Source organism: Pseudomonas sp. 3MA1 (assembly GCF_029237275.1).
In the GTDB taxonomy this organism is placed as follows: domain Bacteria; phylum Pseudomonadota; class Gammaproteobacteria; order Pseudomonadales; family Pseudomonadaceae; genus Aquipseudomonas; species Aquipseudomonas fluorescens_AP.
Genome location: NZ_JAACFX010000012.1, coordinates 1 through 13,177 on the forward strand (window position 1 = coordinate 1; position 13,177 = coordinate 13,177).

Sequence of the window (13,177 nt, forward strand, 5' to 3'; positions counted from 1 at the left end):
GGTAACCCGGCAGGACGCCGGGTTAGCCGCACTGGGCCATGGATGGCCCATTGCGGCGGCCCACGGATCAATGCCGGAGTTCGGGCATGCCGAGCCTAGGCGAGGCACCGAGTGGAGGGGCAGGAGCCTTTGGTTACTTTGGGCTCTTCAAAGTGACTCGCTGTAAGAGCGAAACCATAAGCAGCCGTAACCGCAGCAATGGATATGTACCCCATCCCACTCGCTGTAAGAGCGAAACCGTAAGTGGCTGCACCCGCAGGAACGGATATGTACCCACCCCCCAACCCATTACAATCACCAACCGCTCCCCCCACAGGCCCCCTCTAAATGCCCGCCCTGAACTTCAAACAAGTCGACGTCTTCAGCTCCACTCCGCTCAAAGGCAACCCCCTGGCCGTGGTGTTCAACGCCGACGACCTCAGCGACGAACGCATGGCCACCTTCGCCACCTGGACCAACCTCAGCGAAACCACCTTCCTGCTCAAACCCCGCGACCCCCGCGCCGACTATCGCTTGCGGATTTTCACCACCACTCAAGAGCTGCCCTTCGCCGGTCACCCGACCCTGGGCAGTTGCCACGCCTGGCTCGAAGCCGGCGGCGTGCCTCAGGGCGAGGAGATCATTCAGGAGTGCGAGGTGGGCCTGGTGCGCATCCGCCGTCAGGGCAATCAGCTGGCCTTTCTCGCGCCGCCGCTGCTCAAGTCCGGCCCGGTGGAGCCCGAGGTGCTGGAGCAGGTGCGCCGTGGTCTGCGCCTGGCGCCCGGGGACATCGTGCAGGCGCAGTGGGTCGACAACGGCGCCGGCTGGCTGGCGGTGATGCTCGGCGAACGCCAGCAGGTGCTGGACCTGCAACCGGACTACCCGGAGTTGGTCGGTCTGGCGGTCGGGGTGATCGCGCCCTATGACCCCGAGCGCGATGACAGCGACGCGCAGTTCGAGGTGCGGGCCTTTATCGCCGGTGATGGCATGCCCGAGGACCCGGCCACCGGCAGCCTCAACGCCGGCCTCGCCCAGTGGCTGCTGGGCGCCGGGCTGGCACCGGCTCGCTACCGCGTCAGCCAGGGCCTGAGCATGGGCCGGGCAGGGCGGATTGACGTGGAACAGATCGGCGATGAAATCTGGATCGGCGGCACGGCGCGCACCTGCATTGAGGGACACCTGAGACTTCTCCAAACCAGTGAGCAAGCGTGCGGAAATACACCTTCGCCCACTGATCCGAGGCACCCATGAACGCGCTGAGCCCTGGCGATTTTGCAGGCCCCGGCACGCACAAGCCGGCACGGCTCCGGTGCACCTGGGCCCAGGTTGGGTCCTGCAAGGGCTGGCTGCTGCGGGCCGGCCTGGTGGGTTTGCTGGCCCTTGATCCCCTGCTTTGCAGCGCAGAAACCACGGCGGTCAAACAACAGCCCGGCCCAGCAACCTTGCCTGGCAAGACACCGCGCAGTGAATCCGCGGCCTCAGCCAGCGTGGCGGCCACGCCAGGGGACCAGGGCGTGGCGCTGAATGCCACGTGCAACCTGCCGCTCAAGCCATCCGCCGGCAAGGTCGTGGAAATCTATTGGACCCAGGGCCCGGAGAATCGTCGCGTTGTGGGTCGCGAGGCTGACCATTACGTCGATCTCAATCTGATCGTTCGAACCGTGGGTTACCCGCCTGGCGAGTGCATCGAAGCGACGATTCAGTCCGAAAAGGCTGACGATGAAATTGCCGACAGGGTCAAGAAAATCGTGCTCAGGGGAAAGGTTGACGGCGGCGGCATGGCCTACTTCAAAACGCCTCTGAAGAACTACACCCTCAATTTGCAGGGCAGCGAGCCGCCGTAGTGTGCGCCACCGTGCGGGAACCAAGCGCCGCTGCAAGATTTGTCGCGCGCCGGTTTTCAATGGCGGCTGCCGCTGTTGCGTCAGATGGTCGCAGGCTGGCCGCGTCGAGGGGCCGACACCCCCCTGAATCGCGGGGCCTGGCAGGTATTGTTACGGCATCGGCAAGGCTCTCTTGAGCCGTGCGGGTTTGTACCCTGGCGGCTCTGGGCATAAGCTTTCAGCCTTTTTTCGCCATCGCTCGTGTTATCCCGCGCTCAGCCTTAGGAAAAATCATGTCCAGCCAGTTCCCAGAAGCCCGTCCCCGCCGCCTGCGTCGCTCCGAACAACTGCGCAGTCTGTTCCAGGAAACCGAATTCACCCTCAACGACCTGGTGCTGCCGATTTTCGTCGAGGAAGAAATCGACGATTTCGTGCCGATCAAGAGCATGCCCGGGGTGATGCGCATTCCCGAATCCAAGCTGGCCGGGGAGATCGAGCGCTACGCCCGCGCCGGGATCAAGTCGGTGATGACCTTCGGTGTGTCGCACCACCTGGACTGCGACGGCAGCGACACCTGGAAGGAAAACGGCCTGGTGTCGCGCATGTCGCGCATCGCCAAGGATGCGGTGCCGGAGATGATCGTGATGTCCGACACCTGCTTCTGCGAATACACCGAGCACGGCCACTGTGGCGTGATGCACGGCCATGAAGTGGACAACGACCAGACCCTGATCAACCTCGGCAAGCAGGCGGTGGCCGCGGCCCGTGCCGGCGCCGACGTGATCGCGCCGTCGGCGGCCATGGACGGCCAGGTCCAGGCCATCCGCCGGGCCCTGGACGCCGCCGGTTTCACCCAGACGCCGATCATGGCCTATTCCACCAAGTTCGCTTCGGCGCTCTACGGCCCGTTCCGCGAAGCCGGTGGCAGTGCGCTCAAGGGCGACCGCAAGAGCTACCAGATGAACCCGATGAACCGCCGCGAAGCGGTGCGCGAGTCCCTGCTGGACGAGCAGGAAGGCGCCGACTCGCTGATGGTCAAGCCCGCCGGGGCCTACCTGGACATCATCCGCGACATCCGCGAGGCCTCGCGGCTGCCGGTGGCGGCGTACCAGGTCAGCGGCGAGTACGCGATGATCAAGTTCGGCGCCCAGGCAGGGGCCATCGACGAGCAGCGGGTGGTGCGCGAAACCCTGGGTTCGATCAAGCGCGCCGGTGCCGATTTGATCTTCACCTACTTCGCCATGGACCTGGCCCTGGCCGGGATCTGACCAGGCCCCCGCCGTACCGCCACGAACGTCGTCCGGCGTTCGTGGCTCTTGCCAAGACTTCCGCCTCTACATGACAATGCGATTCATTATCAAATATGAATCCTTATTGTCATGCCCGCCGACGACTTATCCCTGCGCTGTGCCGTCACCGACCTCTACACCCATCACCACGGCTGGCTGCAGGGCTGGTTGCGCCAGCGCCTGGGCAACACCTTCGATGCCGCCGACCTGGCCCAGGACACCTTCGTGCGGGTGCTCAAGGCGCGCAATGCCCTGGAGATCCGCGAGCCGCGGCCCTACCTGTCGCGCATTGCCCGGGGCCTGCTGATCGATCTGTTTCGCCGCCGTTCCCTGGAGCAGGCGTACCTGGAGGCCCTGGCCCTGGTGCCCGAGGGCGAGCATCCGTCGCCGGAGGAGCAGAACCTGATGCTCCAGGCGCTGTTGGAAGTTGATCGCCTGCTGGACGGCCTGGGGGCCAGGGTCAAGCAGGCTTTCCTGCTGTCCCAGTGCGATGGCCTGACCTACGAGCAGATCGCCGAACGCCTGCAGATCTCGGTGCGCAGCGTCAACAACTACATGGCCAAGGCCATGGAGCATTGCTGCCTGATGCAGATGCGGATGCAGTTGTCATGAGTTTTGCCAAGCTGCAACTGAGCGTGGGCGAGCGCCAGGCCATCAGCGGCGCGGCGCGTTGGTATGCGCAGTTGCGCTCCGGCACAGCGAGCGAACAGGAACAGGCAGCCTGGCGCGAATGGCTGGCCGCCGACCCCTTGCATCGCCAGGCCTGGGAACGCATGCAGCAACTGGGCGAGCAGATGTCGGCCTTGCCTGGTGGCCTGGCCGGTTCCACCTTGCGCGGGGCCGGGCGCTCGCGCCGTGAGCTGATGCGCAACCTGATGGTGCTGGCCTCGGCCGGCTCACTGGGCTGGCTGGGCTGGCGCAGCGACAGCGCCCAGCAACTGCTGGCGGACTATCGGACCCAGGTCGGCGAACGCCGCGAAGTGCGCCTGGCGGACGGCAGTGCATTGCTGCTCAACACCGACACCTCGGTGAATGTCACTTTCGACGCTCAGCAGCGCCGGTTGCAGTTGCTCTGGGGCGAGATGCTGGTGAGCGCTGGCGTTGATGCGCTGCACAGGCCATTGCGGGTCATCACGCGCCACGGTGAGGTCCAGGCCCAGAGCGCGCGTTTCGTGTTGCGCAGCGACGAGCGTGAGGATCAGGTGGCGGTGCTGGAGCAGGGCGTGCAGGTCAGCCTGGGTAATGGGGCGCTGGTGCGTCGGGTCGAAGCCGGGCAGCAACTGGCCTTCAACACCCGGAGTTTCGCCGCGCTGCAACCCAACGATGCTTCAGTAGGCGCCTGGCGCCAGGGCAGTATCATCGCCCTCGACCGACCCTTGGGGGGCTTGCTGGCGGACCTGTCGCGCTATCGCCGCGGAGTGGTGCAGTGCGATCCGCAGATTGCCGGACTGAAGGTCTCCGGGGCCTTTCCCATCGATGACACCGATCGCGCCCTGGCGGCGCTTGAGAGCGGTTTCTCGCTGCGCATCGAGCGCTACACCCGCTATTGGGTGCGGGTGTCCCAGCGCCGCGTCGGCTGAAACCAAACGGTAAAAATAATTATTCCGGTCTTTGCACTTTTGCCCATTCTGATCCGGCTCATCCCCCAGTGGATTCATTTTCAAGATCGGGGGAAGGCAAAGCATGTCTGAAGTTCACAAGTCGAAGTTGGCCCAGGCCATCAAGCTCGGGCTCTGGGGCGCGCTGGCGGTGTATGGCGCGGCGCTGCTGCCGTTGACCGCGGTGGCGGCCAGCGAACAGACGGCGGTGCGCCGCTTCGACATTGCCGGCGGTGACCTGACCGAGGTGCTGAGCCGTTACGCCAGCGCGGCCGGCGCGGCGATCTCCTTCGATGCCCGGCAGACCGCCGGCCTGCGTTCGGCGGGGCTCAAGGGTGAATACGGGGTACAGGAAGGCTTTGCGCGGATTCTTGCCGGCAGCGGCTGGCAGGCCGAGCCGCAAAGCAATGGCAGCTATGTGCTGCGCCCCGTGCCCCAGGGCAGCGGCGCCCTGGAACTGGGCACCACCCAGGTGCAGGGCCAGGAGCTGGGGGCCACCACCGAGTATTCCGGTTCCTACACCACCGGCGCGGTGACCATCGGCAAGGGCCAGCACTCGCTGAAGGAAACCCCGCAGTCGGTGACCGTGATCACCCGCAAGATGCTCGATGACCAGAACCTCAACACCATCGACCAGGTGATGGAAAAGACCCCGGGCATCACCCTCTACGACTCGCCCATGGGCGGCAAGTATTTCTACTCCCGGGGCTTTCGCATGACCGGCCAGTACCAGTACGACGGCGTGCCCCTGGACATGGGCAGCAGCTACGTACAGGCCGACAGCTTCAGCAGCGACATGGCCTTCTATGACCGGGTGGAGATCCTGCGCGGCGCCGCCGGCATGCTCAAGGGCGCGGGCGGCACCGCCGGCTCGGTGAACTTCGTGCGCAAGCGCGGCCAGGCCACGCCCCACACCGAACTGACGATGTCCGCCGGCAGCTGGGACAACTACCGGGCCCAGGTGGACACCGGCGGGCCGTTGAACGATGCCGGCACCGTCCGCGGCCGGGCGGTGGTGACTCAGCAGACCCGGCAGTACTTCTACGACCTGGGGGAGCGCAAGGATCAGGTCTACTACGGCGCCCTGGATTTCGACCTCAGTGACGACACCAGCCTGGGCCTGGGCATGGCCTATGAAGACGTTGATTCGCGCCCGTGCTGGGGCGGCCTGCCGCGCTACAGCGACGGCAGCGACCTCAAGCTCGGCCGTTCCACCTGCCTGAACACCGCCTGGAACAACTCGCGCAGCAAGCGCGCGACCTATTTCGCCGACCTGCGCCAGCAGCTCAACGATGACTGGGCGCTGAAGGTGGCCGGGGTCTACAGCCGCAACACCCAGGACGTCGAGTACGCCTTCCCCAGCGGTTCGGTGCCGGTGGGTGCCAGCCGCTCCAGCACCCTGATGCTGGGCAGCATCTATGACTACGATCAGGTGGATTACGGCTTCGATGCCTATGTCGACGGCCACTTCCAGGCCTTTGGCCAGGAGCACGAACTGATATTCGGCGCCAACGCCAGCCGTTCGATCAAGGACGACTTCTACGCCGTGGCCGGCTTGCCGCAGCGGCAGAATGTGCTGGACCCCGATCACCACCTGCCCAAGCCCGATGCCAGCTACTACGAAAGCAACTCCACCCGGGGCGGCCCCACTGATCTGCGGATCCAGCAACAAGGGCTGTATTCCACCCTGCGCCTGAAGCTCGCCGACCCGCTGACCCTGGTCATGGGCAGCCGGGTCAGTTGGTACAAGTCGCAGAACGATTCCGTGGCCTACTGGCGCGATACCCGCACGCCCAGCAGTGCCCGCTCCAAGGAAACCGGCGAGGTCACGCCGTTCGCCGGGGTGCTGTACGACCTCAACGACAACCTCACGGCCTATGCCAGCTACTCCAGCATCTTCACCCCCCAGGGCAGCTATCGGACCCTGGACGGTGCGTCTCTCAAGCCGCTGGTGGGCAAGAGCTATGAGCTGGGGATCAAGGGCGAGTGGTTCGACGGCCGCCTGAACAGCGCCTTCAGCCTGTTCCGCACCCTTCAGGAGGATGCGCAGCAGGACGACCCGGCCTGCCCGGACAGCACCTGCTCGCTGAACTCGGGCAAGGTCCGCGCCCAGGGCGTTGAAGCCGAAGTCAGCGGCGAGGTGATCGAACGCCTGCAACTGCTGGCCGGCTACACCTACACCCAGACCAAGATCCTGGAAGATGCCGACAGCCACAACGACGGTTTGGCGTACAACAGCTATGTGCCGCGACACCTGCTGCGGGTCTGGGGCGATTACCAGTTGGGCGGTGCCCTGGAGCGCTTCAATGTGGGCGCTGGGGTCAATGCCCAGAGCGACAACTACCGGGTCTCGCCCACCAGCGGCAAGCACATCAGCCAGGCCGGCTATGCGATCTGGAACGGCCGCATCGGTTATCGCATCGACGACACCTGGTCCCTGGCGCTCAACGGCAACAACCTGCTGGACAAGCGCTACTACACCACCATCGGCACCGAAGGCTTCGGCAACTTCTACGGCGATCCGCGCAACTTCACCCTGTCGGTCAAGGCCGAATTCTAAGGGCCCTGGCGTTCGCGCAGGCTTTCTGCGCGAACGCTTCAGGCCGTGGGCGGCGCGGCGTCGAGCGCAGCCCTGACGCGGCGCAACCGCGGCTAGGGGGCCGGCGCCCATGCATGTGCAACCCGATGCCCGGTCCCGGCTGCGCAGTGCGCAGTGCGCCGAGCGCGGATCAGCGCGGTTTGACGGCGGCCGGGCTGTTCTGCGGGGAGATCTCGCGTTCGCGGAAATAGCGCTCCAGCACCCGCGGATCGGCCGAACGTTCGGCCAGGGCCACGTAGGTGTCCGGGCGCAGCAGGTACAGGGCATTGCGCGCCAGCCCCGCGCGGGCATGGGCCGAGCGCCAGTCGAAGATCCGCAACGGCACCCGGTGTTCGGCGCACCAGTCCTGCACCGCGTTGCTGGTGACGCCATAGACGTGCACCTGCCAGCCCAGATAATCGAGGCTGTCGAAGTTGTCATGCTCGCCGTCGCGAACCCAGGGCAGGCGGTCGCCGCCGTGCACCGGGCCGACGCCGCCGGCGCTCAGGGGCATGCCCCGGTAGTTGAGGGTGATCTGCGACACGGTGCGAAAGAGAAATTCCCGGGCACTGTCGAAGGCGGCGATCTTCGGCAGCAGCAGGGGCGCCAGGCGGGTGCGTACCAGGTAGGCGACCGGGCCGTCGGCGGTGGCGAAGCTGAACACCCGGTCGGTGGTGGCCACCAGGCGCCGGGCAAACTCCATGCGTTCGATTTCATAGCTGTCCAGCAGGCTTTCGGCGCTCTTGCCGCTGAGTACCGCTGCCAGTTTCCAGGCCAGGTTGATGGCGTCGCCGATCCCGGTGTTCATGCCCTGGCCGCCAGCGGGGCTGTGCACGTGGGCGGCATCGCCCAGGAGGAACACCCGGCCGCAGCGAAACTGCTCGGCCACCCGGTGGTGCACCTTGTAGGTGGAGAACCAGTTGACTTGGGTGACGTTGACCTTGAGCTGATGCATGGCGCGCTGGCTGACGTCTTCGAAACGCAGGTTTTCCGGGTGCTCGGCGCGCTCGTCACGCACGGTGCCGATCAGGCGCGCACGGCCGCTGTGGGCCAGGGGAAATACCGCAAGAAAGTCGGCGTCGTCCAGGTCCACGTGCAATTGACCGTCGATGCTCGGGCCGTCGGCCTCGACATCGGCGACGTAGAACACCTGCTGGTAGGTGCCGCCGGGGAACCCCGTGCCCAGGGTCTTGCGCACCGTGGAGCGGGCGCCGTCGCAGCCGGCGAGGTAGAAGGCCTGGCAGTGTTCCTCGCGGCCGTCGGGGCCACGCAGGCGGGCGTTGATCAGGTGGCCGTGGTCGGTGAAGGCCAGCAGTTCGGTGTCTCGCTCGATGCGCACGCCCAGCAGTTCCAGGCGCTCGATCAGCAGTTGCTCGTGCTCGTCCTGGGGAAAGATCTGCAGGAAGGGGTAGGGCGTCAGGTCTTCGCCGATGGCGTTGAACGGCAGTTGCGCGGCCCGCTCGCCGCGGACCCAGAGGTTGACCGCCGGCACGTGGTGGCCGCGTTCGACGATGGCCTGGGTCAGGTCCAGCTGGCGGTACAGCTCCAGGGTCCGGGCCTGCACCGCCAGGGCCCGGGAAGTGCTGCCCGGGCCCGAGGTCTTGTCGATGATCCGTACCTTGACCCCCTGCTGGCGCAGCCAGAGCGCCAGCACCAGGCCGGTGGGGCCGGCGCCGATGATCAGTACGTCGCTGCAGTTCATGTGTTTGCCCTCGTTAGGAGATCAACGTCATGCCTCTGGCTGCGGGCGGCGCCTGCCGCGGGGTCAACGCTGGGCGAAGGCCAGGTTCAGGCCCAGTCCCGCAAAGCTCGCGGCAAAGCTGCGGCGCAACCAGTTCTGCACCTTGGGCGACTCGATCACCGCAGTGCGGAACAGATTGGCCAGCAGGCCGTAGAGCACGAACACGAAGAAGGTCATGGCCATGAACACGCCGCTCAAGAGCAGCATCTGCGGGATCGGGTCGCTGCCGTCATGGGCGATGAACTGGGGCAGGAAGGCCAGGAAGAAAATGGTCAGCTTGGGGTTGAGGATATTCAGCAGGCAGGCCTTGAGCATCAGCGCGCCGGCGCCGTGGCTGACCGTGTTGCTGTCTACCGCAAAGGCCGAGCGATCACGCCAGGTGGCATAGGCCAGGTACAGCAGGTAGGCGACCCCGGCGAACTTCAGGCCCTGAAAGGCCAGGGCGCTAGTGTGCAGGATCGCCGACAGGCCGAGGATCGAGGCCAGCAGGTGGGGGACGATCCCGGCGGTGCAGCCGATGGCGGTGAACAGGCTGGCGCGCTTGCCGGCCACCAGGGCGGTGGAAATGGTCAGGATCACGCCGCTGCCGGGAATCAGCACGACAATCAGACTGGTGAGCAGAAAATCCAGGGTCAGCATCCGGGTGTCACTCCATTGAGGGCGGGGTCATCAAGGTACACCCAGCCACACCGCCAATAGAAGGATTTTAGCCTGTAGCCGCTGCTGAGCCTGCGAAGCTGCGCGAAGGTCCGCAGGACCTTGCCTGGCAATCCCCAGCCAAACCGCTATCGATCCTGAGAACCCTGCGTCCCTACGGGCCGTTCGCAGCCTGCGGCAGCGGCTACAGGGGCGTGGCGGGAACAGCGCTGGCATTCCTTGGTCGAACGCCTCGTGCCGCTGCTTTACTTGCACGGTCCTCGCCCAGCCATCTCGCGGAGTCCCATGATTTCCCACCGTCTTCTAAGTTGCCTCCTGGGCCTGTCGCTGCTGGCCGGTTGTGCCAGCTCGCGCGGCCCCCAGGCGCCGACGCTGACCCCGGAGCAGACCCAGGCGCGGATCCTGCGCCTGCTGCCGGCCCAGGTCAGCGACCGCCCGGGCTGGGCCCGGGATATCCAGGTGGCCTTCAGCGCCCAGGGCCTTGAGCCGAGCCCGAGCAACCTGTGCGCGGTGCTGGCGGTGACCGAGCAGGAATCGACCTTCCAGGTCGACCCGACAGTGCCGGGCCTGGGGCGCATTGCCCGGGAGGAAATCGACCGCCGCGCGGCCAAGGTGCATGTACCGGCGCTGCTGGTCAGCGCGGCCCTGCAGGTGCACGGCCCGGACGGCCAGTCCTACAGCCAGCGTCTGGCCAAGGCCCGCAGCGAGAAGGAATTGAGCGCGATCTTCGATGACTTCATCGGCATGGTGCCCCTGGGCCAGACCCTGTTTGGCGGCTTCAACCCGGTGCACACCGGCGGGCCGATGCAGGTCAGCATCGAGTTTGCCCAGCAGCATGCCCAGGGCTATCCGTACCCGGTGCAGGGCACGATCCGCCATGAAGTCTTCAGTCGCCGTGGCGGCCTGTACTTCGGCATCGCCCACCTGTTGGGCTATCCGGTGGACTACCCGCAACCGCTGTACCGTTTTGCCGACTTCAACGCCGGCTGGTACGCCAGCCGCAATGCGGCGTTCCAGGCCGCGGTCAGCCGCCTCAGCGGGATCAAGCTGGCGCTGGATGGCGACCTGATCCGCTACGACTCGCTCCTGCCTGGCAGCACCGAACTGGCGGTGCGCAGCCTGGGCAAACAGCTGGGGCTGCGCAACCCGCAGATCCGCGCCCAACTGGAAAAGGGCGACAGCCAGGCCTTTGCACAGACCGAGCTGTACCGCCAGGTGTTTGCCCTGGCCGATCGAGCGGCGGGCCGACCCGTGCCGCGCCAGCAACTGCCGGGCATCGAACTCAAGAGCCCGAAGATCACCCGCCAACTGACCACCGCCTGGTTCGCCAAGCGCGTGGACGAGCGCTACCAGCGCTGCCTGCAACGGCCGCTGTAACCCCAAGGGCCTGCCCGTTGTCGGAGCTGGCTTGCCAGCGAAGGCGTCCGTCAGGGCGCTGCAAGGCTTGCGGTCCTGTTCGCCGGCAAGCCGGCTCCTGCGGTTGGGCGCAGAGGTGTGCCTGCCTGCCGTAGGAACTGGCTTGCCAGCGGAGACGCCCTTGACAGCGCAGCAGGACTCACAGGCCTCTTCGCCGGCGAGTGCCGGATGATTGAGCCGCTTGTCAGGCACTTGGGCCGCGTGGCAGGATGCGCCATGAATTTTTTCCGCCTCGACTCCCGCCTTCATCACCATCGACCTCATTTCAGGGGCCGTGGTCGCTTGTGCGCGTCGAGCCGTCAGTTATCGAGAGAACGCGATCACTGACCGTCGATGAAAAAAACCAAAGGCGCCCTGTAAGGCGCCTTTTTTATTGCCTGTCAAAAACCAAGAGGAAACACCCATGACCATGCTCCGTGGCACTCGAATGATCACCGGCCCGCAAGCTGCCGCCCTACGCACCCTGGAAGGACGCTTCCGGAGCTGGCTTCATCGAAGCGGGTGCTGAAGAAGTCATAGTCCCGGCGCTGTGGGGCCAGGACACCTTTATCGAAAAGGCCGGCGGCAGTGAAGTCATCGGCCAGATGTGGGCCTTCAATGACAAGGCCGGACGGCCCTGCTGCCTGATTCCGGAAGCCACTGCACTGTTCCAGGAAACCGCCCGCGAGCTGTTGGCAGGACGGGAGCAGGCGATCTTTTTCTACGTCGCTCGCTGTTATCGCTATGAACGGCCGCAAGCCGGGCGGTATCGAGAATTCACCCAGTTGGGCCTGGAGATACTGGGGCCCGAACCCTTGCAGGCGCTGGAGCGCGCGCGGGAACTGTGCGTTGGCTTTCTGGATGCCCTGGGCCTGGAGTACGAGCTCAACCTCGGGGTCAAGCGCGGCCTGACCTACTACCTCAATGGCGAAGGTTTCGAGGTGCGTTGCCCGCAGTTGGGTGCGCAACAGCAAGTGGTAGGTGCCGGCGCCTACCGCGAAGGTGCCGGATTCGGCATCGGCCTGGAGCGCCTGCAACTGGCGCTGCAACCCCAGCCGTAGGCGCTGGCTGGCCAGCGAAGGCGCCGTTGGGAGCGCTGCAGGATTCGCCGGCCTCTTCGCCGGCGAGCCGGCTCCTACGTGGCCTTGCGCGGTGTGTGGGCTAACCGTAGGAGCTGGCTTGCCAGCGAAGGCGCCCGCAAGGGTGCCGCAAAACTCAGGGGCGGCGACGCACGAACTTGCGCCATAGCCAGACCCACAGCAGTGCCAGCGGGAAGGCCAGGATCACGAAGGGCAGGGCCTGGCTGCCTTTCTCCAGGGCTGCGGCAGTGCCCTCGGCCAGGTTGTCCGGCAGGTCGCGCAGGGCGCGCTTGAGGCTTGAACCGCGTTCTGCGCCGTCACTGGGCAGGAAGTTCAGGGTCAGGCGGTTGGTGTCCAGGCGACGCTGGTGTCCGGCGGCGGTCTGGGCCAGGGCCTGCAGGTCATTCTCGATGCCCGCCTGCTCCTTGCTCAGGGCGATCAGGTCGCTGACGCTGATGTCCTTGCGCGCCGCCAGTTCATCCAGGCGCTGTTGCTGGGCCTTGAGTCGCTGTTGCTGGCGTTGCACATCGGCCACGGCGTCGGCCAGGTCTTCGGCGCTGGTGACCCGCTCGCCCAGTTCGGCCCCTTCGGACGCCTGCTTGACGATGGGTTCGACACCGTCCGGGGCGATTCGCAACACCACCCGAGCGCGGTACTTGCTCTGTTCCAGAAGCAGGATGTTGCAGGGGCCGAACTGGGCCTTTTCGCAGGACTCGCGGGTTTGTTCCAGGTGCGGGCCGATCTGTTCGGCGGGCAGGGACAGGGTCAGTTCGTGTTCGTAGGCCAGCAGGGCGCCAGCCTTGCCCTGGGCGCCGCCGAGGGCCACCGCGGAGCTGTTGTGATCACTGGGGGAACAGGCACTGAGGGCCAGGGCGCCGAAGAGGGCAAAGGCCAGTCGACGGCGGATGGCAGGGTGATCGTCCTGATGTTGCATGGAGGCTCCTTGAGTACTTGAAACTGCGGCTAGGGCGCAGGTGCGCATCTTACTGCTGTTCCCAGGATCACCACGATCGCGGCGCAACTTATTTTCGCCAATTT

The 13,177-nt window shown here is 65.8% G+C and carries 11 protein-coding genes; 8 read left to right on the plus strand and 3 right to left on the minus strand.

The window, feature by feature from the left end; translation table 11 throughout:
* Nucleotides 1-327: 327 nt before the first annotated feature.
* The 6 genes from GWQ44_RS25605 (at nucleotide 328) to GWQ44_RS25630 (ending at nucleotide 7,249) form a co-directional block, all read left to right on the plus strand.
* Nucleotides 328-1,230 (plus strand): PhzF family phenazine biosynthesis protein, encoded by a 903-nt coding sequence (locus tag GWQ44_RS25605; protein WP_275928533.1) that lies wholly within the window; start codon nucleotides 328-330, stop codon nucleotides 1,228-1,230.
* A complete protein-coding gene (locus GWQ44_RS25610) occupies nucleotides 1,227-1,823 on the plus strand; it encodes a hypothetical protein (RefSeq protein ID WP_275928534.1) in 597 nt (198 codons plus the stop codon). Before GWQ44_RS25605 ends, GWQ44_RS25610 begins: the two co-directional genes overlap by 4 nt.
* A gap of 272 nt (nucleotides 1,824-2,095) precedes the next feature.
* Complete coding sequence (gene hemB / locus GWQ44_RS25615) at nucleotides 2,096-3,070, plus strand: porphobilinogen synthase (protein WP_047303488.1); 975 nt, start codon at nucleotides 2,096-2,098, stop codon at nucleotides 3,068-3,070.
* Nucleotides 3,071-3,181: 111 nt separating this feature from the next.
* Entirely contained in the window at nucleotides 3,182-3,703 is a 522-nt protein-coding gene (locus GWQ44_RS25620) for a sigma-70 family RNA polymerase sigma factor (protein ID WP_016962996.1), read from the plus strand.
* A complete protein-coding gene (locus GWQ44_RS25625) occupies nucleotides 3,700-4,671 on the plus strand; it encodes a FecR domain-containing protein (protein ID WP_275928535.1) in 972 nt (323 codons plus the stop codon). The genes GWQ44_RS25620 and GWQ44_RS25625 overlap by 4 nt, the downstream gene beginning before the upstream one ends.
* 103 nt (nucleotides 4,672-4,774) lie before the next feature.
* Nucleotides 4,775-7,249: a TonB-dependent siderophore receptor gene (locus GWQ44_RS25630; protein ID WP_275928536.1), complete on the plus strand. Its 2,475-nt coding sequence runs from the start codon at nucleotides 4,775-4,777 to the stop codon at nucleotides 7,247-7,249.
* 169 nt (nucleotides 7,250-7,418) lie between these two features.
* On the opposite strand, the gene GWQ44_RS25635 is transcribed toward GWQ44_RS25630, so the two are convergent.
* On the minus strand, nucleotides 7,419-8,969 hold the full coding sequence (locus GWQ44_RS25635) for an FAD-dependent oxidoreductase (protein WP_275928537.1): 1,551 nt from the start codon (nucleotides 8,967-8,969) through the stop codon (nucleotides 7,419-7,421).
* 63 nt (nucleotides 8,970-9,032) lie between these two features.
* Entirely contained in the window at nucleotides 9,033-9,647 is a 615-nt protein-coding gene (locus GWQ44_RS25640; RefSeq protein WP_016962992.1) for a LysE family translocator, read from the minus strand.
* A gap of 303 nt (nucleotides 9,648-9,950) precedes the next feature.
* Here GWQ44_RS25640 and GWQ44_RS25645 point away from each other — a divergent pair, with 303 nt between their 5' ends.
* Nucleotides 9,951-11,042, plus strand: a complete 1,092-nt coding sequence (locus GWQ44_RS25645; RefSeq protein ID WP_275928538.1) for a DUF1615 domain-containing protein — start codon at nucleotides 9,951-9,953, stop codon at nucleotides 11,040-11,042.
* A 485-nt stretch (nucleotides 11,043-11,527) separates the two neighbouring features.
* Nucleotides 11,528-12,121, plus strand: a complete 594-nt coding sequence (locus tag GWQ44_RS25650; RefSeq protein ID WP_275928621.1) for an ATP phosphoribosyltransferase regulatory subunit — start codon at nucleotides 11,528-11,530, stop codon at nucleotides 12,119-12,121.
* A 154-nt stretch (nucleotides 12,122-12,275) separates the two neighbouring features.
* On the opposite strand, the gene GWQ44_RS25655 is transcribed toward GWQ44_RS25650, so the two are convergent.
* Nucleotides 12,276-13,073: a DUF4349 domain-containing protein gene (locus GWQ44_RS25655; RefSeq protein ID WP_275928539.1), complete on the minus strand. Its 798-nt coding sequence runs from the start codon at nucleotides 13,071-13,073 to the stop codon at nucleotides 12,276-12,278.
* Nucleotides 13,074-13,177: the final 104 nt, after the last annotated feature.

Bases quoted from the DNA above. Each gene is read 5' to 3' on its own strand.
- GWQ44_RS25605 (WP_275928533.1), top strand. From the start codon at position 328: ATGCCCGCCCTGAACTTCAAACAAGTCGACGTCTTCAGCTCCACTCCG.
- GWQ44_RS25610 (WP_275928534.1), top strand. From the start codon at position 1,227: ATGAACGCGCTGAGCCCTGGCGATTTTGCAGGCCCCGGCACGCACAAG.
- hemB (WP_047303488.1), top strand. From the start codon at position 2,096: ATGTCCAGCCAGTTCCCAGAAGCCCGTCCCCGCCGCCTGCGTCGCTCC.
- GWQ44_RS25620 (WP_016962996.1), top strand. From the start codon at position 3,182: ATGCCCGCCGACGACTTATCCCTGCGCTGTGCCGTCACCGACCTCTAC.
- GWQ44_RS25625 (WP_275928535.1), top strand. From the start codon at position 3,700: ATGAGTTTTGCCAAGCTGCAACTGAGCGTGGGCGAGCGCCAGGCCATC.
- GWQ44_RS25630 (WP_275928536.1), top strand. From the start codon at position 4,775: ATGTCTGAAGTTCACAAGTCGAAGTTGGCCCAGGCCATCAAGCTCGGG.
- GWQ44_RS25635 (WP_275928537.1), bottom strand. From the start codon at position 8,969: ATGAACTGCAGCGACGTACTGATCATCGGCGCCGGCCCCACCGGCCTG.
- GWQ44_RS25640 (WP_016962992.1), bottom strand. From the start codon at position 9,647: ATGCTGACCCTGGATTTTCTGCTCACCAGTCTGATTGTCGTGCTGATT.
- GWQ44_RS25645 (WP_275928538.1), top strand. From the start codon at position 9,951: ATGATTTCCCACCGTCTTCTAAGTTGCCTCCTGGGCCTGTCGCTGCTG.
- GWQ44_RS25655 (WP_275928539.1), bottom strand. From the start codon at position 13,073: ATGCAACATCAGGACGATCACCCTGCCATCCGCCGTCGACTGGCCTTT.